Annotated in this window: 29 protein-coding genes; 27 read left to right on the forward strand and 2 right to left on the reverse strand. The window is 47.1% G+C overall.

Annotation, left to right across the window (positions count from 1 at the left end; genetic code table 11):
• Positions 1–71: 71 nt before the first annotated feature.
• Positions 72–791: a VIT1/CCC1 transporter family protein gene (locus LFE_RS03385; RefSeq protein ID WP_014448871.1), complete on the reverse strand. Its 720-nt coding sequence runs from the start codon at positions 789–791 to the stop codon at positions 72–74.
• A gap of 601 nt (positions 792–1,392) precedes the next feature.
• Here LFE_RS03385 and LFE_RS03395 point away from each other — a divergent pair.
• The 27 genes from LFE_RS03395 (at position 1,393) to LFE_RS03525 (ending at position 23,091) form a co-directional block, all read left to right on the forward strand.
• Positions 1,393–1,593 carry a hypothetical protein gene (locus LFE_RS03395; RefSeq protein ID WP_014448873.1) on the forward strand — a complete coding sequence of 67 codons (201 nt, stop codon included), beginning with the start codon at positions 1,393–1,395 and terminating at the stop codon, positions 1,591–1,593.
• 101 nt (positions 1,594–1,694) lie between these two features.
• Complete coding sequence (locus LFE_RS03400) at positions 1,695–2,225, forward strand: cbb3-type cytochrome c oxidase subunit II (RefSeq protein WP_014448874.1); 531 nt, start codon at positions 1,695–1,697, stop codon at positions 2,223–2,225.
• Positions 2,226–2,281: 56 nt separating this feature from the next.
• Complete coding sequence (locus LFE_RS03405; protein ID WP_014448875.1) at positions 2,282–2,614, forward strand: hypothetical protein; 333 nt, start codon at positions 2,282–2,284, stop codon at positions 2,612–2,614.
• A gap of 305 nt (positions 2,615–2,919) precedes the next feature.
• Positions 2,920–3,126: a hypothetical protein gene (locus LFE_RS03410; protein ID WP_014448876.1), complete on the forward strand. Its 207-nt coding sequence runs from the start codon at positions 2,920–2,922 to the stop codon at positions 3,124–3,126.
• A 14-nt stretch (positions 3,127–3,140) separates the two neighbouring features.
• Positions 3,141–3,572 (forward strand): c-type cytochrome, encoded by a 432-nt coding sequence (locus LFE_RS03415; protein WP_014448877.1) that lies wholly within the window; start codon positions 3,141–3,143, stop codon positions 3,570–3,572.
• A gap of 17 nt (positions 3,573–3,589) precedes the next feature.
• Positions 3,590–3,796 carry a cbb3-type cytochrome oxidase assembly protein gene (locus tag LFE_RS03420; protein WP_014448878.1) on the forward strand — a complete coding sequence of 69 codons (207 nt, stop codon included), beginning with the start codon at positions 3,590–3,592 and terminating at the stop codon, positions 3,794–3,796.
• 21 nt (positions 3,797–3,817) lie between these two features.
• Positions 3,818–4,288 (forward strand): hypothetical protein, encoded by a 471-nt coding sequence (locus LFE_RS03425; protein ID WP_014448879.1) that lies wholly within the window; start codon positions 3,818–3,820, stop codon positions 4,286–4,288.
• Positions 4,285–4,833 carry a cbb3-type cytochrome c oxidase subunit I gene (locus tag LFE_RS03430; RefSeq protein WP_014448880.1) on the forward strand — a complete coding sequence of 183 codons (549 nt, stop codon included), beginning with the start codon at positions 4,285–4,287 and terminating at the stop codon, positions 4,831–4,833. Before LFE_RS03425 ends, LFE_RS03430 begins: the two co-directional genes overlap by 4 nt.
• Before the next feature lie 4 nt (positions 4,834–4,837).
• Positions 4,838–5,959, forward strand: a complete 1,122-nt coding sequence (locus LFE_RS03435) for a formylglycine-generating enzyme family protein (protein WP_014448881.1) — start codon at positions 4,838–4,840, stop codon at positions 5,957–5,959.
• A gap of 13 nt (positions 5,960–5,972) precedes the next feature.
• Positions 5,973–6,548 (forward strand): cbb3-type cytochrome c oxidase subunit I, encoded by a 576-nt coding sequence (locus LFE_RS03440; protein ID WP_014448882.1) that lies wholly within the window; start codon positions 5,973–5,975, stop codon positions 6,546–6,548.
• The gene (locus LFE_RS03445; protein ID WP_014448883.1) at positions 6,545–6,799 is read left to right on the forward strand and encodes a hypothetical protein; all 255 of its coding nucleotides are present in this window, start codon (positions 6,545–6,547) and stop codon (positions 6,797–6,799) included. Before LFE_RS03440 ends, LFE_RS03445 begins: the two co-directional genes overlap by 4 nt.
• Positions 6,800–6,846: 47 nt before the next feature.
• Complete coding sequence (locus LFE_RS03450) at positions 6,847–8,190, forward strand: 4Fe-4S dicluster domain-containing protein (protein WP_081495328.1); 1,344 nt, start codon at positions 6,847–6,849, stop codon at positions 8,188–8,190.
• Between the two features lie 176 nt (positions 8,191–8,366).
• Positions 8,367–8,834 carry a hypothetical protein gene (locus LFE_RS03455; protein WP_148272530.1) on the forward strand — a complete coding sequence of 156 codons (468 nt, stop codon included), beginning with the start codon at positions 8,367–8,369 and terminating at the stop codon, positions 8,832–8,834.
• A gap of 329 nt (positions 8,835–9,163) precedes the next feature.
• Positions 9,164–9,778, forward strand: coding sequence for a DUF420 domain-containing protein (locus tag LFE_RS03465; RefSeq protein ID WP_014448887.1), 615 nt, complete (start codon positions 9,164–9,166; stop codon positions 9,776–9,778).
• Positions 9,775–10,323, forward strand: coding sequence for an NUDIX hydrolase (locus tag LFE_RS03470; RefSeq protein ID WP_041773988.1), 549 nt, complete (start codon positions 9,775–9,777; stop codon positions 10,321–10,323). The genes LFE_RS03465 and LFE_RS03470 overlap by 4 nt, the downstream gene beginning before the upstream one ends.
• 41 nt (positions 10,324–10,364) lie before the next feature.
• Positions 10,365–10,577 carry a 4Fe-4S binding protein gene (locus tag LFE_RS14645; RefSeq protein WP_081495329.1) on the forward strand — a complete coding sequence of 71 codons (213 nt, stop codon included), beginning with the start codon at positions 10,365–10,367 and terminating at the stop codon, positions 10,575–10,577.
• Positions 10,574–11,980 (forward strand): sigma-54 interaction domain-containing protein, encoded by a 1,407-nt coding sequence (locus LFE_RS03475; RefSeq protein WP_014448889.1) that lies wholly within the window; start codon positions 10,574–10,576, stop codon positions 11,978–11,980. The genes LFE_RS14645 and LFE_RS03475 overlap by 4 nt, the downstream gene beginning before the upstream one ends.
• Positions 11,977–13,482, forward strand: a complete 1,506-nt coding sequence (locus LFE_RS03480; RefSeq protein WP_014448890.1) for an anthranilate synthase component I family protein — start codon at positions 11,977–11,979, stop codon at positions 13,480–13,482. Before LFE_RS03475 ends, LFE_RS03480 begins: the two co-directional genes overlap by 4 nt.
• Entirely contained in the window at positions 13,470–14,075 is a 606-nt protein-coding gene (locus LFE_RS03485; RefSeq protein WP_014448891.1) for an anthranilate synthase component II, read from the forward strand. The genes LFE_RS03480 and LFE_RS03485 overlap by 13 nt, the downstream gene beginning before the upstream one ends.
• Positions 14,072–15,088: an anthranilate phosphoribosyltransferase gene (gene trpD / locus LFE_RS03490; protein WP_041773989.1), complete on the forward strand. Its 1,017-nt coding sequence runs from the start codon at positions 14,072–14,074 to the stop codon at positions 15,086–15,088. The genes LFE_RS03485 and trpD overlap by 4 nt, the downstream gene beginning before the upstream one ends.
• Complete coding sequence (locus LFE_RS03495) at positions 15,085–15,879, forward strand: indole-3-glycerol phosphate synthase TrpC (RefSeq protein ID WP_407081002.1); 795 nt, start codon at positions 15,085–15,087, stop codon at positions 15,877–15,879. The genes trpD and LFE_RS03495 overlap by 4 nt, the downstream gene beginning before the upstream one ends.
• The gene (locus LFE_RS03500) at positions 15,869–16,489 is read left to right on the forward strand and encodes a phosphoribosylanthranilate isomerase (RefSeq protein ID WP_014448894.1); all 621 of its coding nucleotides are present in this window, start codon (positions 15,869–15,871) and stop codon (positions 16,487–16,489) included. Before LFE_RS03495 ends, LFE_RS03500 begins: the two co-directional genes overlap by 11 nt.
• A gap of 54 nt (positions 16,490–16,543) precedes the next feature.
• The gene (trpB, locus tag LFE_RS03505; RefSeq protein ID WP_041774756.1) at positions 16,544–17,728 is read left to right on the forward strand and encodes a tryptophan synthase subunit beta; all 1,185 of its coding nucleotides are present in this window, start codon (positions 16,544–16,546) and stop codon (positions 17,726–17,728) included.
• Positions 17,725–18,516, forward strand: a complete 792-nt coding sequence (gene trpA, locus LFE_RS03510) for a tryptophan synthase subunit alpha (RefSeq protein ID WP_014448896.1) — start codon at positions 17,725–17,727, stop codon at positions 18,514–18,516. The genes trpB and trpA overlap by 4 nt, the downstream gene beginning before the upstream one ends.
• Before the next feature lie 20 nt (positions 18,517–18,536).
• Positions 18,537–19,469: an acetyl-CoA carboxylase, carboxyltransferase subunit beta gene (gene accD, locus LFE_RS03515; RefSeq protein WP_014448897.1), complete on the forward strand. Its 933-nt coding sequence runs from the start codon at positions 18,537–18,539 to the stop codon at positions 19,467–19,469.
• Positions 19,470–19,492: 23 nt separating this feature from the next.
• Positions 19,493–20,806, forward strand: coding sequence for a bifunctional folylpolyglutamate synthase/dihydrofolate synthase (locus LFE_RS03520; protein WP_014448898.1), 1,314 nt, complete (start codon positions 19,493–19,495; stop codon positions 20,804–20,806).
• A complete protein-coding gene (locus LFE_RS03525) occupies positions 20,803–23,091 on the forward strand; it encodes an LPS-assembly protein LptD (protein ID WP_014448899.1) in 2,289 nt (762 codons plus the stop codon). The genes LFE_RS03520 and LFE_RS03525 overlap by 4 nt, the downstream gene beginning before the upstream one ends.
• 9 nt (positions 23,092–23,100) lie before the next feature.
• Here the strand turns inward: LFE_RS03525 and LFE_RS12960 are convergent, their stop codons facing one another.
• The gene (locus LFE_RS12960) at positions 23,101–23,916 is read right to left on the reverse strand and encodes a M14 family metallopeptidase (RefSeq protein WP_014448900.1); all 816 of its coding nucleotides are present in this window, start codon (positions 23,914–23,916) and stop codon (positions 23,101–23,103) included.
• Between the last annotated feature and the right edge of the window lie 59 nt (positions 23,917–23,975).

Raw genomic sequence — 23,975 nt, forward strand, 5'->3', positions numbered from 1 at the left:
TTGTTGTTGGAACAAGGACGTTTGACCAATCCATGTGGGTTAAGGTCAAACAGTTGATTCCATGGTGAATATCAGGACAGGTGGAAGATTTTAGGAAGAATCGTTCCGACAAAAAGACCTGCCAATGCGGCTGATCCACCCAGAATGACCATTTCTCCTGCTCCCTTGATGACCGGTTCATTCGAATAGTGGGATTTTATAACACCGAGGGTTGCCAATACCACTATTGAGAGAGCGAGGGAAAGATCAAACGCAAAAGACAGGGAATGAACGAATGCATAGGGAAAGAGTGGGGGAATCCCTCCAATGAGAAAGGAGGCTCCCAGCCATGTGCCATCCTTTAATGGATGTGCCTTTTCCATATCACTCAATCCAAGCTCTTCCTTCATCATGAAGGAGTGCCAAAGATGAGGATCCTTCGTGATCCTTTGCACAAACAGCGTTGCCTCTTCCTGAGAGAAGTGCATCTTTAACAGGATATCAAAGACCTCTTTCTTTTCCAGTTCAGGGGTATCCCTGATTTCATCCCATTCCCTGTTGGATTCTCTCAGGTAAAAATCGCGCTGGCTTCGAGAAGCCATATAGCCTCCCAGAAACATGGAAATGGCTCCTGCGACATTGGACATGACTCCTGAAAAAAAAATGGTATGCATTGGCAAGGCTGATCCGGTGAGGCCACCAATAAAACTGACAACCGTGACCACACCATCGTTGATTCCAAGAACCGAATCCTTGATTCGTCTTCCTTCGGGAGAATGCCAAGCTTCAAGGGGGGATGAGGAATTTTTCATAAATCAAGCATACCAAAAACGATGTATCCAAAACGAGTCGAGTCAAAAATTGGGAACATCCCGATTGAAAATCCCATATATTCTTGACAAGTATTTATGCGGGGGGTATTATCCACCCGATCTCCTCCTGATCTACCTTTTTTGAAGGGTTTTTTGTGTTCAGAGCGGGAAGGTCGTCAGCTATTATTTTTCGGAGTTTATCCGATAGTAGGATCGTTTACCGGTCCATGGTTTCCATGGAAAATCGGAGGGTATTAAAATGGGAAACAGCATGAAGGGTTTTGTAGCTTATGCATTGGTTGGCGCATTTGTTGCCGTAGGCAGCGGATGTGTCGTTGGTTTCTGTTTGCAGGAATGGTTGGGTGCACACCGATTTCCGACCTGGCGTGGAGATTATGAGTGGGTCTACGATGTTATGGTCATCTCCGCAATAACCGGAATGGCCGTTTCCCTGTGGGCTCGGTCACTTCATCGCAAAGAAGAGAATTGGTGATTGCAAGCTGAAAAGCCTAAAGATACTTTAGGTCTTTTCAGATCATCTCTTTGTGGTGTTATCGGTGTAAACTTTATGGTTTCTTGAATTTTTAATAAGGAGAAAACGATGGATCTTCTCTCTACGCTGGCACAATTGTCTGATTCGTCAAATTGTTGTGGTGCCACCCCAGGTGGAAATACCAGTGTGTCGGCTTTTGCGGCATTGATGGGAACTGCCACTGCCCTTACCAGTTTGCTTCTTATGATCCAGTGCATGACCGGAATCGGCGCCAAGCCAAAATTTGATCCTACAAAAGGGAAAAAGTAGTTTCCTTTTAGATGTTTCGGGATTTTTCCCGGACTCTTGAACCAGTTCTTGGACAAGTCAGGTTGGGTGTCTGGACCTCAACCTAAAGTGAGGAGTGGTGAATGGCTTATCGTGAGTATAAATTTGGTACCATGATGATCGGCACGCTTTTTGTAATCGTGCTCTCGATTGTTGTTTTGTTCCCATCCCTCCAGATGGCAAAGATTCCTCCGACGGCCACAGCTGTCCAGAAGTCCAAGGATTATGGCTCTGAGAGCGGATGGACGCTTGAAGATCCCATGATGACCGGCGACAATCGGCCAACAATGATCGGAAAAGGAAAAGTGGTTTTTATCCGCGAAGGATGCTGGTGGTGCCATACACTCCTTCCGGAGCAGACTCAGGACTGGCAGTATTTTGGAGCGCCTCCGACAGCCGCCGACTTTGTGGGAGAAAGCCCTACAGTGTTCGGATCTGATCGAAAGGCCCCTGATCTTCTGCATGTCGGAAGCCGGTTGCCTATCAAGGGATGGCACTTGGTTCACCATGCCAATCCAAGGGCTGTTCAGCCAAAGTCGATGATGCCTGCATTTAACTATCTCCGCAAAAAGGATCTTGACGCTCTGGCCGATTACATGGCAAGCTTGAAATAGACGTCTTCAATTGACGGAGATGTTTCACCGCAATTATACTTGTAAGGAGTTATGAGATGGCTGATATCGATGAAATGTTGAATGAAAGGTATGACGGTATTCTTGAAGGGACGAACAATATCCCTGCAGCGTTGATCCTTATTCTTACAATGACTGTTGTGACGGCTGAATTGCTGACATTCCCTCTTTTCGGAGCTCGTCCGCAATACCCTGGCCATCCTCATCATTGGCTTATTATGGGAGCACCTGTTCTCAAGGCTCACCTATCCAAGACTTTGGCTCGTCCATGGTGGGATCAGGGTTATATCATCAACTCGACCTATGTTTGCTTCTTTTATGTCTGGATGGGGCTTTTGTTGAAAAAAACAGAGGTTTCCAAAGATTTCTAATTTTAAGTATCTGATTGTAAGCGTTTTTTTGGAGAGAACTCTCCTGGGAGGGTCATATGTGGAATTTAAATAGTCCTTATGTATTTTGGGTCATCACAATGATGATGTTGGCTTGTTCTCTTATTTACTCTTTCTTTATTGATGAGAGACGGCCTGAGTAATCTACATTTTTGAAGAAGGCCGGATTGTATAAAATCCGGCCTTTCTTTTTTTGCATATTGGACCAGGGCGGTTCGCTTGCGACCGCCCTTTTTGTTGACCCGGGAAGATGATGGGCCGTAAAATAACAGGTAAGAGGGTCCTGTATGAATATCAAACTATCTGTTTCAATTGTGATTTTTACCTTCCTGATCGCTGCTGTTTTTGTCTTTCTGATTATGTCCCGTTATATCATTGGTCCTTTTGGAAAGCTGAAAAAAGGAGAGCAGGTTGTCGTCATTCTTAGCATTATCGGTGTGACGGTTGTGCTTTTGTTTGCAGTGGTCCAGCTCGTCTTGAAAATTCTGGTTTGATGGGGTCGTAACCAATGAAAACCGGGGAAAAGGTTGTCTTTATGCTCACAGCTCTCATGATCGGGGTTGTGATGATTTTGTACGTCTTGGGACAGATGCATATTATTAATTTTTGGACGACTAATGATGTTTATGTCTTTAATAAAAAGACAGAGGCAGGATTTCATGTGTTTAAAAGGGATGGATGTAAAAACTGCCATGTCCTTTATGGAGACGGGGATTTTGCAGGTCCCGATCTGGACGGGGAAGGAACAAAAAGGACCAGACAATGGCTGGAATCCTACATGAAGGATCCCCATAAGGTTTTTTTCAACACAAGGCATGATGGAAAGTTTGCCACGGATTTTTCGGATATTCCTCCGGCAGACAAGGCGATGCTTCTGGATTTGCTAACATCAACCCAGGCTCTTCCGGGTTCGCCGAATTATCCTAAACCGCCAAAATAAGTCAGAAGGGGTATAAGATGAAATTACCTGAGGGAATTGTTGCCTATTTGTGGACGGCAACGGGATTGGTCTCGCTCGTACTGGTTGTTATCGGTATTTATTGGGCTTATAAGAACAACCAGTTCGATGAAAATATCAAATACCTTGTTTTTATGGAGGATGATGATGATCGCAAAAACCATATTGAGGCTATGAAGGAAAAGGAACTAGAAGACCGAAAGTAGGTCTGAGGGAGGTCTGTCCAGATGAATCTTGAGAAAAATTATATTTTCCGAGTCGTACTGGCATTGGTGTTGGGTATACTCGGTTATTGGATCATAGATTCAGTGTTTCACCTGACAGATGGTGCATTCCATCATCTGTTTGGAGGTGGAATTCTCTGGACATACCTTCTTGTTCCGGCTCTGGTCGCGTTTTATGTGGGCTATATCGTTGGGAAGTGGGGAAAGTACTGGGGAGCTGTTCCGCCGATGCTCTATATCCTTTGGGCTTACATGAACGCCTCAAGATCAGGAACCTTTCATACGGTTGGTCTTCCGACAGCTCCTTTCATGATGATTTTTTTCATCACTGTACCAGAGGTTTCATTTGTAGGTGGATGGGCCGGTGAGTTTTTTCGAAAAAAACAGGACAAGGCAAGAAAGATGCGCTTGAAACAAAGAATAAACACCCAGACATTAGAAAACGGTTCAAACGAAGGGAGTACTCAGCTATGAAAATAGAAGAAAGCGATCGGTTGGGACTGAAGTTTATCCTTTTTGGTGTTTTCTGTCTTTTCATAGGGACTCTCCAGGGATTTCTGCAATCCACCCCGAGGTTGAGACATTGGGTTCATACCACAGGGCAGGCCGGACACCTTGTTGATCCATTGGCACATGCTCACATCAATCTGATTGGCGGGGTCGTATCGGTCATGATGGCGGTTGTCTACTATCTCATCCCCCGCATGATGAAGCGGAATATCAAGAGTGCTTTTCTCGGGCAGGCCAATTTTTACTTTATGGTTTCAGGAGTTCTTTTGTTTTATGTCACTCTGTTGGTCTTTGGAATCCTGGAGGGCAACCGGATGATAGACGAAGGGATTGTTTACCCTTTGGCGAGAGCCCATTATGAGCCGATCCACCGGATTGGATTTGTTTTTTCGGCTCTTCTCATGGGGTTGGCGCACTGGACCTTTGTGGCCAATATTTTCTGGACCTATTTTGCAAAAGAATCTGCATCCGTGATACCGGATGCTGTTCCTGTAAAAGAGAGGGCATGAAAAGATGACGGGCAAAACAGATGATTCCATTGTGCAGCCAATCGACCCGTCGAAAGAATCCACTGATGAAAGAAAGAGCCATTTCCCATCAGTCACGAGCATGGATGATGATGATCTGACACTTCAGGAGCTGTCTCCGTGGAGGCTGCCGTGGAAAGCGATCTCCGTGACCGTGGTGGTTTTAATCCTGATTGCTGGAGCCATCCAGATTGTGAGTCTTGCTTCTAACCGTATCAAGAGGCTTTCCGAATCCAGCATTCGGACACATGGTGCGGCGCCCGGAAATTTCAGGCCAATGGGAGGGGTCGTTCCGCATCTGTCAGCATCCCTTCCGATTTCAAAGGCTGCCAATGAAATAGCTGCAACTCCCAGTTTGGCGGTTCCTGCGCCAAAAGGGGTCCATTTGCCGCCGGGATTTGTGTATATCCCTGCCGGTCCTTTTATTATGGGATCCGACGACTCATTTTCAAATTTCGATGAAACTCCGGTCCATAAGGTCTATCTGCCCCCTTATGCCATCATGAAGACATTGGTGACGAATCGCCAATACAAGGAGTTTATCGATCAAGCCCATTATCTGGCCCCTCCAGGCTGGAAAAATCGAACCTATCCAAAGGGAAAAGGGGATCATCCCGTAACCTTTGTCAGCTACCTGAATGCGGTTGATTTTGCCAGATGGCAGAAAAGCCGCCTCTGTACGGAAGAGGAATGGGAAAAAGCCGCTCGTGGAGTAGACGGAAGGCTTTGGCCATGGGGGAACACCTGGGATCCCCGACGGGCAAATGCGAATTACAGTGCAGGGGATACGACTTCCGTGACAAGATATGCCGACGGAGTCAGTCCCTACGGGATTTACGACATGGCTGGAAATGTGTTCGAATGGACCTCATCCACCTATAAACCCTATCCTGGAAGCACTGCCAATAAAGCGAGATTCATGGCGTATAAAGTTGATGCCACTGGTACGCTCCATAGGGTCAGGGGTAAGGTCTACAAGGTTTTGCGTGGCGGTTCCTGGAAAAGTGATCAGTACAGTGCCAGAACGACCGCTAGAAATCCAACTTGGCCGGATTACGCATCCGATTTCTTTGGGTTCCGGACTTGCCGGGATGTCATTCATGAATGAGAGAGGGGAGATTATGGATCGGGAAGAAGGTATCAAGGACTACATCATGAAGTTCTATTATGCTTGTCTTTTGTATGCGATCATCGGTTTTTCCTGGGGTTCAATCATGGGGGGTGTTGAGCAGTTCCGGAATTTTGTACAGGCAGGTGCTGGTGGTCCATCAGACCTGATTGTGTTGGGTCATACCCATATCAATTTGTTGGGATGGGTCGAAATGGCGATCTTCGGAACAATCTATTATGTTGTGCCGAGGCTCTATAATTCTCCGCTCTACAGCTATAAGTTAATGAAGATCCATTTCTGGACGCACAACATCGGCTTGGTTGGAATGGTTCTTTGTTTCACGATTGCAGGATACAAGGGCGGAATGATCCTTTTGCACGGTAATGTCGCCGACATCAAGCCAGTCGAAGTCCCATACATGGAACTGGTCGGTGTCTTTGGGATGATGGTGCTTCTGGCAAACTTCATTTTTGCCTATAATATTTACAATTCTGTTCAGGTGGCTAAGGGAAAGAAAACGCTTCCTGCTGAGGAGAATGCTCTCCTTCCCGGGAGAGTCTCCGTCAGGGCTGGAGAATCGGCTTGAATCGTAAGAATGGTTCTATTGCGGCGTCTCTGATTGTTCTGACGTTTTGGCTCGATCTGTTTTCGCCCGATCAGGCCATGGCCTATATGCCAAGATATGTCCATGTCACACTGGGTGTTCCATGGATTGCTTATCTCATTTTTTTGCTGGGAGTGCTGGCGCCTGTTTTTTTATATCTTGGTGTTTCCTGGTATTGGCGCCATGAGATTGAATCCAGTGGAAAATCAGGAGATGATCAGGGAGAAGAGTAGATTTCTGGAACAATGCCCCCGGATTCTCCTTTCCTGAAAGGTTGGCTATGTCATCCTCCGTAAAAAATGCTTCGCTGATTCCCATGCCAAGCATCGATAAAAAACCGTCCAATACTCAATCGAAGAGATTCTGGCGTGTGACGACGCTGAGATACCTGGTTCAAGGATTGATCCTTACGACAATAGCTGTATTGCCCTTTACTGGGTTATTTCGTATCGATCTGTCCACCGGCCGTTTTTTGTTGGCCGGATATCAGATCTGGTGGAGCGATTTTTTCCTGATCTTTCCATTCTGGCTTCTTCTGATAGCAGGTGCTGCAACCATCTATTCCATGCTCGGAATGGTCTTTTGCGGCTGGGCCTGTATCCAGAATACTCTTTCAGAGTTTGTCGACTTCCTGGTGATTAAAGTCCTGAAATCCAAAAAGCAAAGCTTGGGTCTCGACTCTTTAACCATTGGCGGTGATCTCAGTAAAGGTTCCAAGGCAACAGCAACCGGTTGGGTCCTTTTTGGAACCATCATTGTTTTGATGTCCGTCGCTCTCGGAGTGATTTTTGCGGGCTATTTTGTCAATCCAAAAATTCTATGGAGTGATATCAGGACGGGTTCCAATGCACATGGAGTGTTTTTTATCATTCCGGGTATAGGGGCCCTGTTTGTTTTGGATCTATTTTTGATCAGGCATTACTGGTGCAATTGGGTCTGCCCTTACCCCTTGTGGCAGCATATGTTCAAAAGTGAAGCAACCATGAAAGTTGCATTTGATGATGCCAGAAGGGAAGAGTGCACAGGCTGTAATCTTTGTGTGAAGTCTTGCATCGTTGACATTGATCCCAGGGACACCAAGAATTATACCCGTTGTATCAATTGTGGGGAATGTGTTGTCGCTTGTGAGGATTATTCAGCCAAAAAAAATGTGCCCTCCCTTTTGACGTTTCATTTTGATGGTTTTTCAATTGGGAAAGATGGCAAGAAACATATCAATAAAGTTTCGCCTGCAGTGAATCGTTTTGCATTGACTGCGGGATTTACTATGATTCCGTTATCACTTTTTATTTACGGAATTTTTTCTTATGTACCCTTTCATATTACCTTTAGCCAGAACCCAGGGCATTTGACCAGATATTCTTTGGCAATTTCGAATAAAAAGCCAGTTTCTCAACGGTTTCGGATTGAGGAGGATGGCCTTCCTGCCAATAGTATTCATATCGGAACTGACCAAATAACGGTTCCGGCAGGGAGTAAAAAGATTATTCCTGTATCAATTCTTCCGAAAGAGGGAAATCTCTCAGAGGGGCTCCACCCCTTTGTGATTCATGTTATTTCAGACAATCCCAAGAAACAGGAGCTTTCTCAGGAAGCGTCTGTTTATATTTCCCAAGGGTTGTGAGAACTTCTGTCAGAAGGTGTGGATCAATCATTATCCCCTAATTTAGAGAGAATTGTGAGATTCCGTAGCGGAAAAGGATTGATCCCTCTCTCGCCGGGGCTGAAATTTTCTGAAAGAAATCGTACGGAGGCTTTGTTTTCGTTGAATTTATTCAATAGTTATGGTAACGTTTGAGCATGTCAGATAAGATTATAGAATTGGTGCCAGACAAAAGAGGAGCTTTATGGAGCGGTTTGTTCCATGGTACAGCTATTTTTATGTCTTCCGTTCTAAGTTTTGACTATTATCAAAAAAGCCATACATCTCCCCTGTTCTATTTGTTTTTCTTTTCATTGTGGCTCGCGCTCTTTTCAGGCTTTACTTCTGTCGGCTCTCATTGCCTTTTGCTGTTTCCTAAATCCCTTAAATCAATCAAGATTGGTCACCGATCCGTGATTCTGACGTGGAAAAATGGGGATGCTGATGAGATTGTCAGAAAGCTTCAGTTCCAAGGTGGTCGGACTCTCTTGGGATTATGGGGCCAAACCATTGATAAGAGGCGAATTCAAGCTACGATCAGGAGAAACTCTGTAAGCAAGGATGATTTTGCGTATCTCCTTTCAGAGCTTGCCCGCATTCGTGACATGGATAAGCCAAAGCCTTAAAGGGAGCAACCCTTGGCCCCGCCTACTCTCTCTCTTCCTTTCCTAGCCAAACGTCATCCTTTCCTGACTGCAATCTTTGCATTCTGGGGGTTTGGCTATACTTTCATGGTTCCCAATCTACTGGGTGGTCACTTCCTTTTTTCTTTTTTTAAGTTGGTTGGGAAAAGCCCGATGGATGCCTTTATGGGATTTACCCTGCTTTTTGGCATGGTTGGAATTTTTGCCTTTGTCGTCCCTTTTTCTATCTGGTATCTTGTGTGTCGTGCATTGGAAAGTGGTGACCCTGTTTCATGATGTTCATGGGGAAGTGTCTGGATAAGGAGTATTAGATGCATGGCTTTTTGGGTACCAAGGCGGATTTTTGGTGGGATCTGACCGTAACGAGTGAGACAATTGTGTTCAGTTTTCTGGCTGTCGGAGGATATTTCGCCAAAAAGCACAAAGGCACTCGCCATCATAATACAATGCTTTTATCTTCTGTACTGGTGGCGGCCTGGTTTCTCATGTATATCGCACAACAATACATCGTGGGCATTGTGGGGTTTGGTGGACCGGACTTCGTCAAATTTCTGATTTATTATCCAGTAATCATTTTTCACTCTCTTGTTTCAACGGCGGCATTGGTTTTAACGGGAGTGGTTGTTTTCAACGGTTTTATTTCGACCGATTTCAAAGACGGAGAGAGAATATTGGTGAAAAACCCCAATGTGCATCGCCGTCTGGGTTGGGTCACCCTTATCTGTTTCATTTGCTCGATTGTGACTGCCTATTCAGTTTATACCATGCTTTTTGTGATCTATAATCCAGCGAGAAGCCCTTCTTACGGGATTAAATCTTCAATCGGAGCACTCTCCGGTATTGGCTCTTTTCTGATCTTTTCACTTGTTCTTTTGTTTTGGTATGTCGCGAGAGAAAAAAGAAAGCGTATGGGCACTCCCTCATGACCGGGCCGGAACAGGATCTGTCGAAGGAGAGAGACCGGTCCGTTGTGTATTCAGGGAACAGAATATCCGTTTGTTTGTCCAAGGTCGGTTCTGTTCAGTCCGGTTGGATTCATGAGTCAGTCTGTTTTGGTGAAGGTGTTGCCATTTTGCCGATTATCGATGGCAAGGTGTTTTTTGTTCGACAGTTTCGCCCATCGGTATCGGAGATTGTTCTGGAGTTGCCGGCGGGAAAACTGGAGAAGGGCGAGGATCCAAGGGAAGGGGCAATTCGGGAGTTAAGGGAAGAGACAGGAATTTATGGAGGGGAGTTGTCGCTTATGGGTACAATCATGACAACGCCCGGTTTTTGTGATGAACGAATTCATCTTTTCCTTTCAACCGGAGGGCTCCAAGGGGAGTCTTCTCCGGATGAGGATGAGGATCTGGATGTTGTGTCTCTCCCTGTTTCATCGATTCCGAAATCTATTGTCGATGGGGGAATTCGTGATGGAAAAACTCTCTCCGCATTTGCTTTGTACTGGTCGCTCAATCGAATCGATCGGTGAGCCATTCATTGGTCGACCGTAAATATCTTCTTGCAGGAGGTATGATTCGTCTTGACTCAGAGCGCTGCCGGGGGTGTCTTGAGTGTGAAGAAATATGCCCTACCGGTGTTCTGGTTATGCCTATATCAGGAGATCAGGAAGGGTGTGCTCTGTCCGTAATGGGAACTTGTATTGTTTGCAGATACTGTTTGACTTCTTGTCCGGACAAGGCGTTGTCTCTGATTCCAAAGGCAGATGAGGAGTCCTATCCATGAGTCCATTTCGTGGCCGATCGTTGGTTCCAACTTTTCCAGAAAACTCCGGAACACCAGAAGACAGGGACAAAAATGCATCTTTGATTGATCCGGAGATCATCCTGGAATCTCTCGAGGAAGGTGTACTTGCCATTGGCCTTGATCGAAAAATCCTTTATATGAATAAAGCTGCAAGAGAAATGCTGTCCGTGACACCAGGACAGGAAAAAACGATCGATTGCCAAAAAGCGCTCAAGTCATCTTCCTGTCAGACCAGATGTTTATTGGAAAAAACGATTACGACCGGTGAGACGATCAGAAATCATGAAATCACGATCTTTGATCGCTCTCATCGAATCCGTACTCTCCGAGTGAACACGGCCCTTTTAAAAAGACCTGATGGAGAGTTGATCGGAGGAGTGGAGATTTTCCATGATGTGACGCATATTCTTGCCTTGAAAGAGGAAATCAAGGGCCGCTATTCTTTTGGTCGAATCATCGGTCGGTCTCAACGCATGCAGGAGTTGTATGACATTCTTCCGATTATATCGAATGGAAAATCGACCATTTTGATCGAGGGAGAAAGCGGAACAGGCAAGGAACTCGTTGCAAATGCGATCCATGAGTCGAGCTCCAGAAAAGAAGGACCATTTGTCAAACTGAATTGCGCAGCTCTTTCCGAAGGCGTTCTTGAATCGGAGCTCTTTGGACATGTCAAGGGCGCTTTTACAGGAGCTGTCCAAAGTCGCCCTGGACGTTTTGAAATCGCTTCCGGTGGAACCTTGTTTCTTGATGAGATAGGGGAAATTTCGCCATCCATGCAAGTCAAGCTTCTGAGAGTTCTCCAGGAAGAAGAGTTCGAACGGGTTGGAGGAACCCATACGATCAAGGTCGACGTCAGGGTTATTGCCGCAACCAATCGGGATTTGAAGCAAGCCATGGAAAAAGGGGAGTTTCGAAAAGACCTTTATTACCGGCTTAGGGTGATTCCCGTGACACTGGTTCCGCTTAGGGATCGCAAAGAAGATATCCCGCTTCTGATCAATTCTTTTATAGAAAAATTTTCCCTGACGACCGGTAAGGAAATATCTGGAATCTCTCCTGAGGCTATGGGAGTACTTTTGAATTATTCCTGGCCAGGAAATATCAGGGAGTTACAGAATGCGATCGAGCATGCTGTTCTTCTTTCTCCCGGGGGCATCATTGATCTGAAACACCTACCGGCAGACATTACCAATAACCCTGAAGAAAACCGGGCTCCGGAAAATATTGTGGAGACTTCCCAGCCACTCCGAAAAGTGAAGGATGATATGATTCGCAAAACATTGGAAATGACTGGAGGAAATATATCAGAAGCAGCCAGGAAGCTTGAGATCGGCCGTTCAACCTTGTGGCGCCGGTTAAGGGAAATGGATCACGGATGATTCTATCCCTGTCGAAAGACCAGTTTCGGAACCTGTCTTCAGAAAAACGATTTATTCCTTTTTTTGGGGAGATCCTTTCGGACAGAATAACCCCGGTTGCCGCTTATGCATCCCTTGATCCCCTAACACATCGTTTCCTTCTGGAAAGTGTTGTTGGCGGGGAGAGCTGGGGGCGATTTTCCTATGTGGGGGGGGGTGTCCTGTTTCGGTTTGAAGGGAATGTTTCAGAGGGACTCTCCATTACGGATCTGACCCGGTCAGAGTCGGGTGGGAGATGTCACAGGGACGGAGATCTCCTCACACTCTTGAAAGATGAGATGGAGGCTATATCGATCGAGTCGAGCTTGCTCCCAGCCGGTCTTGCGGCAGGGATTGTAGGATACCTGTCCTACGATATGGTTCGCGAATTTGAAAAATTGCCGAGTTTGCTTCCCCCACAAAAAGAATTCCCTGACCTGTATTTTGTCCTTCCGGAATTTCTTCTTGTGTTTGATCATGTTCTTGGAAAACTCAGAATCCTGACATGGATTGACCGAGAGGAGGATCTCAGCTCTGACGAGTTATATGATAAGGCCTCATCAAGGTTGTCAGCCCTGAAGGGCTCCCTTTCCTTTCATGCCGATCAGGAGGGATCTGTCAGGGAACACGATCCACTGTCATTTGTTGAATCTCCCAGCTCCAGGGTTTTTGAAGAGAATGTTCTGAAAGCAAAGGAACACATCAAATCGGGAGATATTTTTCAGATTGTTCTCTCCAAAAGATTCTCGTTTCATTTTGATGGCGATCCGTTAAAAGTCTATCGGGTATTGCGCTCGATCAATCCATCTCCCTACATGTATTTGATACAGGATGGAGATATGGCAATTGTGGGTTCATCTCCCGAACTTCTCGTCCGGGTGAAGGGGGAAAAAGTTGAGGTTCGCCCGATTGCCGGAACGGTCAGAAGAACGGGTGTTCCTGAAGAGGATGCTATAAGGCAAAAACAGCTTTTAGCCGACCCCAAGGAGCTTGCCGAGCATGTTATGCTGGTCGATCTTGGAAGAAATGATGTGGGACGGGTGAGTCAACCAGGAACTGTGCGTGTCCCGGAAATGATGGTTCTCGAGCAATACTCTCATGTGACGCATATTGTTTCTCATGTGGAAGGACTGCTTTCCAGTAATAATGATGCATTTAGCGTGATCCGGGCAGCTTTTCCGGCTGGGACACTATCAGGTGCTCCCAAAATCCGGGCAATGCAAATTATTGAGTCATTGGAGACAATGCGAAGAGGGCCTTATGCAGGAGCGGTCGGAACGATCTCCTTTTCGGGGGATTGTGATCTGGCCATTGCTATAAGGTCCATTTTTATTCGGGGAGGGAACGCATTCCTTCAGGCAGGTGCCGGAATTGTTGCGGACTCAATACCCCAGAACGAAGATCAGGAAGTGGCAGCAAAAGCGGCAGCGATGATGGAAGCGTTACGAATTTCGAATGGGGAAAGAGGCTCATGGCTTTTTTGATGATCGATAATTATGACTCCTTCACATTCAACCTGGTTCAGTATTTTTGGGAATTAGGTGTTGAAATGGATGTGGTGAGAAATGATCAGGTTGATTCAAGCTGGATCCTTGCCCGGAATTATGAGGGGATTGTTCTCTCTCCAGGTCCTGGTTCTCCAAAAGATTCAGGGATCTGCAGAGAAGTTGTTTCCAATCTATCCTCGGATACTCCGGTCTTTGGGGTCTGTCTGGGCCATCAGGTGATCGGGGAGGTTTTTGGAGGACGGGTGGATCGGGCTCCAAGGCTCATGCATGGGAAAACATCCCCCATCATCCACTCCGGAGAAGGGCTTTTTTCCAATCTGCCTGTTCCATTTGATGCGACGCGTTACCATTCATTAGTGATCTTGCCTGAGACGATGCCAAAAGAGCTTGTTGTAACAGCCTGGACCGAAGAAGGTGAAATCATGGGTGTGCGTCACGTTGATCGCCCTGTTTGGGGTGTTCAGTTTCATCCGGAATCCATTTTGACGAAGGAGGGAAAATCTCTTTTGGGGAATTTTCTCCGCCTGTCAAAGTCTTTTCAGTCGGGCAAATTGTGTCACGGGAAATGAGCCAGACCGTTTTGCAAAGGGTGATATCCGGAGAGACGCTGACCCGATTGGAGATGGATCAATGGCTAAGCAATGTTGTTAGTGGTCGGGAGAGTGAGCCGGTTATTGCTGCCGTTTTGTCTACCTTGGCATTTCGGGGGGAGTCTGTTTCCGAGCTGTCGGGAGCGCTTGATGCCCTGAAAAGAGTGATGGTTCCTTTTCCTTCGAATCAGCTCTTGCCACTACTCGATACATGCGGCACTGGTGGTGACGGAATGGGAACGTTCAATATCTCAACCACGGTCGCCATAGTTTTGGCAGCGGGCGGTATCCCTGTGGTCAAGCACGGAGGGAGGGCTGTTTCCAGCCGTTCGGGTTCAGCCGACGTTTTGGAGGCATTGGGTATTCGTGTTGACCTTCCTGTGGAGAGGTCTCTTGAGATTTTTTCGGAATTGGGAATCGTTTTTTTATGGGCACCTCTTTACCACCCTGCTTTAAAGGGTCTGGCACCGCTTCGGCGATCCCTTCAAATCAGGACTCTTTTGAACATGATCGCTCCTCTTGCCAATCCTGCTGGCGTGACGAGGCAAATACTGGGTGTTTCCTCCGAGAAAATGGTATCTCCTATGGCACAGCTTCTGATGGCACACGGGTCGAAAGAGTTTATCGTTATTTCTGGTCAGGGTCTTGATGAGGTGACTCTTGAAGGTCGGACAACTTTCGCTCTTGGACGTGGAGGAGAGATTCACGAAGGCTATCTGACCCCCAGGGACTTTGGACTTCCTCTGGTTCCGGTGGGGGCCATTTGCGGAGGGACACCATCGGAAAATGCATCAATCATGAGAAGAGTCCTCTCCGGGGAAGAAGGACCCTATATGGATTACGTCCTTGCAAATGCAGCTTTGGGGTTTCAGGTAGCAGGTCTGGTGGACGGTCCTCTTGAGGGAGTAAAGATGGCTCGAAGTGTGGTCATGAGTCGGCGGGCCGAACAACTTCTTGATCGATGGGGGGAACTTTGCCAAACCCAGTCCTGACCCAAATTCTGGAGTCCAAACAAGAAGAGATCTCCCATCTCTCTGAAGCCTCTTTAAAGACTGGAGTTTCATCGGGCAGAAACGTTCCACTTGTTCGGGATTTTCTGGCAGGCTGGCGCCAAGAGAGAGGATCGGGTGTCCGGGTGATCGCGGAGAGTAAATCCAAATCCCCGTCAAGGGGGATCATACGAATGGACTATGATCCGGTTGCGATTGCTTTGGAGTATGCTGAATCCGGAGCATCCGGAATATCCGTTCTGACAGATCCCCGCTTTTTCGGGGGGAGCCTCCCCGATCTCCTTGCTGTCAAATCCGCTTTTTTATCTCGGGGTATTGTTTTGCCGGTCTTGAGGAAGGATTTTATCATTGATCCAAGACAGGTGGATGAGGCGTTTCTGTTTGGGGCCGATATGATCTTGCTCATTGTCCGGATACTTGCCGACAAGACTCTTGTAAAGCTGATTGAACAGGCAAGGGAGTTGGGAATGGAAGCGCTTGTTGAGGTTCATTCGGAGACGGAGATGAAAAGAGCCCTGGATGCAGGCTGCTCTTTTCTTGGCGTCAATCATCGTGATCTTGATACATTACAGATGGATCTTGACCTTTCAAGCCGGCTTGCCGGAATGATTCCCGATCATGTTATCCGGATTGCCGAGAGCGGCCTGAAAACCGGTCGGGATTGCCTGAGAATGGCAGAACTTGGTTACGATGGCGTTCTGGTAGGGGAGTCTTTTTTGACGACAGCTCATCCTGGTTTGGCTCTTAAGGATTTCTTGACGTATGTGGATTAAAATCTGTGGATTGACCGAGCCGGGGGAAGCCGCACAGATCAGCCGGATGGGAGTGGATGCGATTGGTTTGATCTTTTATGCAAAATCTCCGAGGGGGTTGACGATCGAGCGTGCATCCGAAGTTGTTTGTGACGTTTCGGCGGGAGTCATGAAGGTTGGTGTCTTCGTTGATCCTGATTGGCCATATATCGAGAGAGCAGTCCGATCGGTTCCGCTGGATATGCTTCAGTGGCATGGAGAACCCCTTTCCGAAGAGGGTCTCCGTCAGATGAACCAGATGGGAGTTCCCTGGATTGATGTGCGAAGGATTCGCCCATCTGAAACAGTTTTGGAGGTAACTTCCAAAGCAGGGGCTGGTATGTTGCTTGTGGAAGGATTTACCGAAAAGGCTCCGGGTGGAACCAAAACACTTTGGGATTTCAAGAAATTGTCCGGGATCAAAACATCTGTTCCCCTGATCCTCTCGGGAGGACTTGATCCGGAGCTGGTACGGCAGGCTATTTGTGATGTATCACCTTTTGGTGTTGATGTTTCCTCGGGAGTAGAACGATCACCGGGCAGAAAAGATTTGGATAAAGTGGCCAGATTCATTAATGAAGCGAGAAGGTAATCGGTTAAGGGGGACGAGTTGAAAGATCTGAAGAAGGTGCTCAAACCTTCTCGAATGCCAGATCATTCCGGATATTTTGGGGAATTTGGCGGACGATTTGTTTCGGAAACACTGATGGAAGCTCTGTATGAACTTGAAACAGCTTTTAAAAAAGCTTGGAGTGACCGTGTATTCCGGAAAGAGTACCAGGATGTTCTTACGGAATTTGTCGGTAGGCCGTCTCCCCTGACTTTTGCCGAAGGATTGACCAACCATGCAGGTGGTGCTCGAATCTATCTCAAAAGGGAGGATCTCAACCATACTGGTGCGCACAAGATCAATAATGCTGTAGGTCAGGCCCTTCTTGCGAAAAGAATGGGAAAAAAAAGGCTTATTGCTGAAACAGGTGCTGGCCAGCATGGTGTCGCCACGGCAACTGTGGCGGCAAAGTATGGCTTTGATTGTGAAATTTTCATGGGGTCTGAAGATGCAAGGCGTCAATCCCTGAACGTTTTCCGGATGAACCTTCTTGGTGCAAAAGTAAAAGAAGTCGATGGCGGGACGAAGACGCTCAAGGATGCAATCAGTGAGGCTTTGAGGGATTGGGCCCAGTCTGTCCTGACAACCCATTACGTCCTGGGGACTGCGTTTGGACCGCATCCTTTTCCCTTGATGGTTCGCTCGTTCCAGTCTATTATCGGGCGTGAGGCACGCCAGCAAATCATGAAAAAGGAAGGGCGTCTGCCGGATGCACTGGTGGCTTGTGTGGGAGGCGGAAGCAATTCTCTCGGCTTGTTCCATCATTTTATTGGCGATGCATCTGTTCAGATGTTCGGAATCGAAGCGGGAGGCCGCTCATTGTCTGAAGGTGATCATGCCGCACGTTTTCAAGGCGGGAGAGTTGGTGTTCTACAGGGTTCCAAGACATTTGTCCTGCAGAACCCGGATGGTCAGATCCTGAGAACGCATTCCGTTTCCGCGGGTCTTGATTACTCAGCGGTAGGACCTGAATTGGCCTATTATTTTGAAACGGGACGCGTTCACTTTGATGCGGTTGGGGATGATGAAGCCTTGCAGGCATTTGATACCCTTTCTCGTCTGGAGGGGATTATACCGGCGCTGGAAAGTTCCCATGCGATCGCTTACGGTATTCGATTGGCCAGGGAAATGGGGCGTGGGAAGATCCTGATCATCAATCTTTCCGGCCGTGGAGATAAAGATGTTTTGGAGGTGGCTCGTTTGCGGGGGGAAATTTCATGATGCCCCGGACCCTTAAAAAAGTGAGACTCTCTGATAAAAAAGTCATCCCATATCTTATGGCGGGAGATCCGGATCTCCCGGTGACCAAGCGACTTCTCTCTGAAGCGAGCAAGGCAGGTGTATGGGCTGTTGAATTGGGAATTCCCTTCTCTGACCCGACGGCAGATGGTCCAGTTATCCAGAAGGCGGCCATCAGGGCCCTATCGGATAAAACATCCCTTACCAAAATTCTCTCTTTTCTGGGAGAGATTCCGCTTTCTGAAAGACCTCCTATTTTTATCATGACCTACTTCAATCTCTTTTTGTCATTGACGATTGAGGAGTTTATCCAGGAGGCCGGTCGAGTTGGCGGTATCGTCGGGGCAGTGATACCGGATCTGTCTTTTGAAGACTCAAAGAAGGTCAGGAAAGCTTTTAAAGCGGCGGGTTTGGCTCTCATCCCGTTTATATCACCGACGACAAGCCCGTCCCGTATAAAAAAAATTCTTGCAACAGCGGATGGATTCATTTACTTTGTATCTTTGCTGGGTACGACTGGAAAAGCGCTGACCTTGTCGTCGACAATGGAAGAGTCGGTGAGGAATCTTCGTTCTCAGACGAAATTGCCTGTTTGTGTCGGTTTTGGAATTCAGACTCCGGAAATGGCAAAAGAGATTCTCCAGTTTTCTGACGGAGTGATTGTTGGGTCCAGATTGGTTCAGGAAGAAAAGGATCCGCTTGAGTGGGGAAAATTGTTGCGACAATTTTGCGAAGTGGCCAGATCGATGCCTTCTTCGCAACATCAATAGATTGAATCAGGAGTCATAATATGGGTTGGCTTTCAAGGTCTCATTCGAAAGATAAAACTTCTGAAAAAAAACTCCCTGAAGTTCAGGAAGGTGAACGGAAAGTTCGGATTCCTGAAGGTCTCTGGATCAAGTGTCATTTGTGCCGCCAAATCGTTTACCGCAAGGAAGTTGAAAAAGCGGGTAAGGTTTGCCCCAAGTGCAATTACCATTTTCCCATTACGATTGATGAACGGATAGCCCAACTGGCGGATCCGGACTCCTTCGTTGAGTTTGCCGGGCAGATTGAACCGTTGGATCCCTTGAATTTTACCGATAGCATGCGTTATCCGGAGCGAGTCAGATTGGCTCAAAAAAAGACAGGGCTGACAGAGGCGTTGCGGATTGGTGATTGCAAGATCAATGCTCGTCCAGCTGTTCTTGGGGTTTTTTCTTTTGGGTTCATGGGTGGAAGTATGGGGTCTGTGGTAGGTGAAAAGGTTGTGAGGGCCGCGGAGCGAGCACTTGAACTGAAAGTTCCCCTTATTTTGGTGACTGCATCTGGAGGAGCCAGAATGCAGGAGGGAATTTTTTCTCTTATGCAAATGGCCAGAACCAGTGCAGCCATTTCCCGTCTCCATGAAAATGCCATTCCGTTTTTCTCGGTTTTGACCGATCCGACCTTCGGAGGTGTCTCGGCCAGCTTTGCAATGCTGGGAGATGTCATTCTTGCAGAACCCCGTTCCCTGATTGGTTTTGCAGGTCCGAGAGTCATTGAACAAACAATCAAGCAGCAACTCCCTGAAGGTTTCCAAAGGGCGGAATTTCTACTGTCGCATGGTTTTTTGGACATGATTGTTGAGAGAGGAAAGCTTCGGGAAACGCTCTCTCTGCTCATCTGTCATTTCCGCCAAAACGGAACGTCCAAGTGTCAGTCGGAGGGAGACCCTGAGGGCGAAGCCCTGGTGCGTGATTGAGCATCAGCGACCGATTGGAGGCCATGAATTTTTTAAATGGTCTCCGCCTGCATGGGATTCATCCAACACTGGAAAACGTTCGAGCTCTCCTTGATCGAACCGGTAATCCCCAGCTTCGCTTTTCCTCCATACAGGTTGTTGGCTCGAATGGCAAAGGTTCGACGGCTTCAATCTTGGCAAGCATCCTCGCTGCCAATGATGAAGGGTTGGTGGGTTTGTACACATCTCCCCACCTGTCGGATTTGAGAGAGCGTGTATTGGTCCAGGGTCAGATGCTTCCTGTGGACTCCTGGCTTCAGGTTCTGGATTTTACGGAGCGATCCATCCGGGAGCTTGGCCTCCCCATCACATTTTTTGAAGCCATAACCTGCGCAGCCTTTTCTCTTTTTGAACGTTCAGGAATCCAAATGGCGGTTCTTGAGGCGGGTATGGGCGGGCGTTGGGATGCGACTTCCGTTGCGATTCCTCTCGCTACAGTATTGACTTCCGTTTCCCTTGAACATACCCAGATACTCGGCAATACTCTTGTTCAGATTCTGGCCGAGAAGATCGCTGTAGGTCGGGAAGGCAGACCTTTTATCGCTAAATTGCCTGATGAGCTTTTGCCTGAATTTCAGCGACATGCTAACACCATGGGCTTTATTCCCATTCTCTGGGGAAGGGACTTTTCCGCACGATGGGTCTCACCGGAAACCTCCCTGAAAAGAATGTTTAGCTATAAAGGACCTTCAGGAACAATGGAGCTTCCTGTTTCTCTTGTGGCGGATTATCAGATTGGAAACATTGCCTTGGCATTGGCTTCTCTTGATGTTTTAGGGAAGCTGCCAAAAGAAGAAACGCTCGCCAAAGCACTTCTCCAGGTCGTTCATCCGGGACGATGGGAGAAGATTTCGGACAGTCCCCAAGTCTATCTTGATGGAGCCCATAACCCAGAGGCGGCAGAGGTTTTGGCTCAAACAATCAAGGATGCCTTTGGCCCTGACCAGAAAGTGATTTATCTGTTTGGCATTCTTGAAGACAAGAACTGGAAGCAGGTTTTGGAACATCTTGTTCCATCAGCAGAGTCTTTCTTTTTGACCTCCCCTCTTTCGAACCGGGCTGTCGCCCCTGAGCGATTGGTCCAATGGTTGTCGTCTGTCAATGCGACATTACCGAAGAAATCCGGACCTATTGAGCAAGTCCTTGGGGAAGCCATTGAAAGGGCTGCTTCATTATCGTTGCCACTTGTGGTTGCAGGATCCTTATATCTGGTCGGGGAGGTCAGACAACGGTTGACAGGATTGATTCCGGATTTTCCCGTTGGAGAGCATTCTCCCGAAGACAATAGACCATCGTGAGAACTTTTTTTGCCATCAGGCTTTTTGTTTTAGTGTGCTTTTTTTCGGGAATCCTTCTGTGTCCTGTCAATGGCAATGCAGCGGGTCAATCCGCTCCTTCCCAAAAACAATCTTCTCAGGACAAGGTTGTTGTCCTTGCTGATCACTTGCGATTCAATCGGAAAACCCATCTGATCCATGCCGTGGGACATGCTTATGTTTCCCGGGGCAATATCTCTCTTAATGCGGACGAAGTCATTATCAATCGGGAGACAAACATTGTCTGGGCTGCGGGACATGTTCATCTTCGTGCGCCAAAAACGAAGATGAAAGCCAAGCGTCTCCGATTGAATCTTTCGAACGGGAAGGCCCACCTGATCAATGGATCGGTTGATACGATCCAGCCTTATACGGGAAATGGATTGAGAGCCGAGTACACCTATCATATTACCGGAAAAGTGATTGACAAGCTTTCCTCTGATCACTACCACGTGGTCAGCGGAAATGTCACGACATGTGACTGTCTTCCGGATACGACCCCAAGCTGGATGATGCAAACCGGTTCGGCCGATCTTTACCTGGGAGATCATTTCGATAGCTCAAACGATGTTCTTCATATCAAGGGGCTTCCAGCGATCTATCTCCCTTATTTTTCTTTCCCGGTTGTTTCAAGAAAAACCGGTTTGCTGATGCCGTTTGGGAACTATAACTCGATTCAGGGACTGGTATTTCAGGATTCCTTGTTTTGGGATTTAGACCCTTCTTATGATTTGATGCTTACGGTGGATGACATGAGTAATTTTGGTGTGGGAGAAGGATTGACCTATAGGCAATCCTTTTCCCAAAACCAGAATCTTCTTTTGTCCTATAGCCAGCAGGCGGTCAATGATCCAAGTCTGGGGTTGCGCACCAATATTACCCAGACAATGGATCTTTATAACTACTCGGGACAAGATTTCAACTTGATGGGAAATATCAACTTTGTCAGTGCACAGGACTTTTACCAATTGATGAGCGTTGGTAGCACCGCAAGCTTTAACCCGCAAATGATGTCATCCATCTACGCAAACTATTATCAGGATAACAGCGAGGTGAACCTGATCGGAGTCTATAACGAGGATATTTTTCCTGGACCAAACACAACTGTCTCAAAGCTTCCACAAGGAGATTTGGCCATAATGGACTATCGTCTTGGAGAAACTCCCTTTTACTTCTCAAGCTTTTTGTCCGGAGTGGACTTTATGGCTGGCCCGATCCTAATGCAGCGAGGGCTACTGTTTCCCCATCTGAGTGGAAGTTTTTCTCTTGGGGATGGCGCTGTTGAGATTTCTCCCCATGGAGGAGTGCTTCAGTCTTTTTATAGCGAGGGAAACGGTTCTCCTAGTCCGTACAGCCAAACTGTTCCGAATGGAGGCATTGCCATCAGGAGTGCCATTGAAAAAGACTTTGTCCTGCCATCCTATCTTGGGGGAGGAACGATTACCCACCAGATTGTTTTTAATGGCGATTATGAATACTCGCCTCAAAATAATGAATCTGCCATTATCCAAAACGGCTGGACAGATAATATTCCCGGACTGAATGCGGCTTACTACGGAATTACCAATCGATTTTTCTATGATGGACAATCCGGAACATCGGAGATCTTATCGTTCAAGATTGCCCAGGAAGCCATTATAGACTCATACTCTACCAACACATCTCCCACTTTCTATGGTGGAACAACACTTTCAAACCCTTTTAGCAATTTGCCCGGACCGCTTAGTCCAATCCTTCTGGAAGGACACCTTCTCCCATCCGATCCGGTCTCTTTTTATGGGGAAGCATTTTATGATGCAACGTCGAAGGTTTTTCCGACAGAGGATCTTTCAATGATCTTCAATCAGGCTGCGGTCATGCCTGAAGCGATCAATTTTCTTTTTCAGATAGGTGAAACAAGCTACAGGGCCGGCACTGTTCCGATGGTAGGAAATTACTTTACCCCTCTTGCGATAACAGAAGGGTATTCCCAGCCGACCAATGCCACATTTTTAGTTCCATCGATCGGCGTTTCCACAAAACTCGGTCTCTATGGGTCAGTTGCATACTATGATGATCTTGATCCAGGTCCATCGGGAGGAATCCAGATGGAAGTCCTGTCGGCAGGGTATCAAGGATCATGCTGGAGCTTTGGCTTGATGTATTCCTTGGTGATTGAACCCGCACCGCTTCCTGTTCAGACGACATATGGTTTTTCTCTGACTTTGAACGGGATCGCGGGAATCGGGCAATTAATCAGTCCTGTTATGCCTCCGCCCGTGCCTTGATATCTGATGTTAAGTGTTTTTGGTAAAGGACCTTTCCATCTTGGAGAGTGCAAAGAGAAACGTTTCTATGTGTATTTCGACCCGTTCCGCAATAGAAATGCATGGTGGTGTTTCGAGTGTGAGTGTCCGGCTGGTGCCATGTTTGTGCATGTAAAAGGCTTGAGGCCACCCATGTCTTCTAAAGAAAGAGCGTCTTTTTCTCTTTGGAGAGATGACGCCATTGATGGCTGGCATTCCTTCAATAATAGGATTGTCATTGATCGGAAAGCCCTTTTTTCTAAGAAGGGCTGTGATCTCTTGTCCCCATTTGTCTGAATCGGTTTCCGAAACGTTGGCTGGTTGATGTTCATAAAGGTAAAACCCTTTTGTGTCAATGTCCTCGTGAAACTCGACAGACAGATCATATTCTCGATTTTTTAAATAATTCATCATGATCCGTATTTCTTTTGGGGGGTGACCGGTAGCAAAACACCTGTTAAGGTCGAACCCATCCTGGTTCGTTCTTGTTCTTCTTAAAAATCCCGAAGGGTTAATGAGCGGAAAAATATCGAGATTGATCTGCGGCAAGAGAATTTTTCTTTCGGAAATCTTTTTCAAAAGGTCAAGAACTGCATGTGGTCCTGCTGGCTCATCTCCGTGAATCCCTGCTGACAAAAGAACCTTGGGGATCCCCGTTCCGGTTTTTCGTTTCAGGCGAATGAAAGGGCAAGGGCCAATGTCTGTCTGGATTTCTCCCAAGAGTGTTGAATTGAATCCTGCCTTTTCAAGATGTTGGCCCTGAATTTCCTGGATAAGTTCTTTTGGATTAAAACACTCTTCCATCATATATTATTTTTGCGGAAGCAATGAAATGCCCTGGTGTCCAATGGTTGCCTCCGCGACTC

Source organism: Leptospirillum ferrooxidans C2-3 (genome assembly GCF_000284315.1).
Classification (GTDB): domain Bacteria; phylum Nitrospirota; class Leptospirillia; order Leptospirillales; family Leptospirillaceae; genus Leptospirillum; species Leptospirillum ferrooxidans.

Coding starts and splice junctions, on each gene's coding strand:
- LFE_RS03385 (WP_014448871.1), bottom strand. CDS start 791: ATGAAAAATTCCTCATCCCCCCTTGAAGCTTGGCATTCTCCCGAAGGA.
- LFE_RS03395 (WP_014448873.1), top strand. CDS start 1,393: ATGGATCTTCTCTCTACGCTGGCACAATTGTCTGATTCGTCAAATTGT.
- LFE_RS03400 (WP_014448874.1), top strand. CDS start 1,695: ATGGCTTATCGTGAGTATAAATTTGGTACCATGATGATCGGCACGCTT.
- LFE_RS03405 (WP_014448875.1), top strand. CDS start 2,282: ATGGCTGATATCGATGAAATGTTGAATGAAAGGTATGACGGTATTCTT.
- LFE_RS03410 (WP_014448876.1), top strand. CDS start 2,920: ATGAATATCAAACTATCTGTTTCAATTGTGATTTTTACCTTCCTGATC.
- LFE_RS03415 (WP_014448877.1), top strand. CDS start 3,141: ATGAAAACCGGGGAAAAGGTTGTCTTTATGCTCACAGCTCTCATGATC.
- LFE_RS03420 (WP_014448878.1), top strand. CDS start 3,590: ATGAAATTACCTGAGGGAATTGTTGCCTATTTGTGGACGGCAACGGGA.
- LFE_RS03425 (WP_014448879.1), top strand. CDS start 3,818: ATGAATCTTGAGAAAAATTATATTTTCCGAGTCGTACTGGCATTGGTG.
- LFE_RS03430 (WP_014448880.1), top strand. CDS start 4,285: ATGAAAATAGAAGAAAGCGATCGGTTGGGACTGAAGTTTATCCTTTTT.
- LFE_RS03435 (WP_014448881.1), top strand. CDS start 4,838: ATGACGGGCAAAACAGATGATTCCATTGTGCAGCCAATCGACCCGTCG.
- LFE_RS03440 (WP_014448882.1), top strand. CDS start 5,973: ATGGATCGGGAAGAAGGTATCAAGGACTACATCATGAAGTTCTATTAT.
- LFE_RS03450 (WP_081495328.1), top strand. CDS start 6,847: ATGTCATCCTCCGTAAAAAATGCTTCGCTGATTCCCATGCCAAGCATC.
- LFE_RS03455 (WP_148272530.1), top strand. CDS start 8,367: ATGTCAGATAAGATTATAGAATTGGTGCCAGACAAAAGAGGAGCTTTA.
- LFE_RS03465 (WP_014448887.1), top strand. CDS start 9,164: ATGCATGGCTTTTTGGGTACCAAGGCGGATTTTTGGTGGGATCTGACC.
- LFE_RS03470 (WP_041773988.1), top strand. CDS start 9,775: ATGACCGGGCCGGAACAGGATCTGTCGAAGGAGAGAGACCGGTCCGTT.
- LFE_RS14645 (WP_081495329.1), top strand. CDS start 10,365: ATGATTCGTCTTGACTCAGAGCGCTGCCGGGGGTGTCTTGAGTGTGAA.
- LFE_RS03475 (WP_014448889.1), top strand. CDS start 10,574: ATGAGTCCATTTCGTGGCCGATCGTTGGTTCCAACTTTTCCAGAAAAC.
- LFE_RS03480 (WP_014448890.1), top strand. CDS start 11,977: ATGATTCTATCCCTGTCGAAAGACCAGTTTCGGAACCTGTCTTCAGAA.
- LFE_RS03485 (WP_014448891.1), top strand. CDS start 13,470: ATGGCTTTTTTGATGATCGATAATTATGACTCCTTCACATTCAACCTG.
- trpD (WP_041773989.1), top strand. CDS start 14,072: ATGAGCCAGACCGTTTTGCAAAGGGTGATATCCGGAGAGACGCTGACC.
- LFE_RS03500 (WP_014448894.1), top strand. CDS start 15,869: ATGTGGATTAAAATCTGTGGATTGACCGAGCCGGGGGAAGCCGCACAG.
- trpB (WP_041774756.1), top strand. CDS start 16,544: ATGCCAGATCATTCCGGATATTTTGGGGAATTTGGCGGACGATTTGTT.
- trpA (WP_014448896.1), top strand. CDS start 17,725: ATGATGCCCCGGACCCTTAAAAAAGTGAGACTCTCTGATAAAAAAGTC.
- accD (WP_014448897.1), top strand. CDS start 18,537: ATGGGTTGGCTTTCAAGGTCTCATTCGAAAGATAAAACTTCTGAAAAA.
- LFE_RS03520 (WP_014448898.1), top strand. CDS start 19,493: ATGAATTTTTTAAATGGTCTCCGCCTGCATGGGATTCATCCAACACTG.
- LFE_RS12960 (WP_014448900.1), bottom strand. CDS start 23,916: ATGATGGAAGAGTGTTTTAATCCAAAAGAACTTATCCAGGAAATTCAG.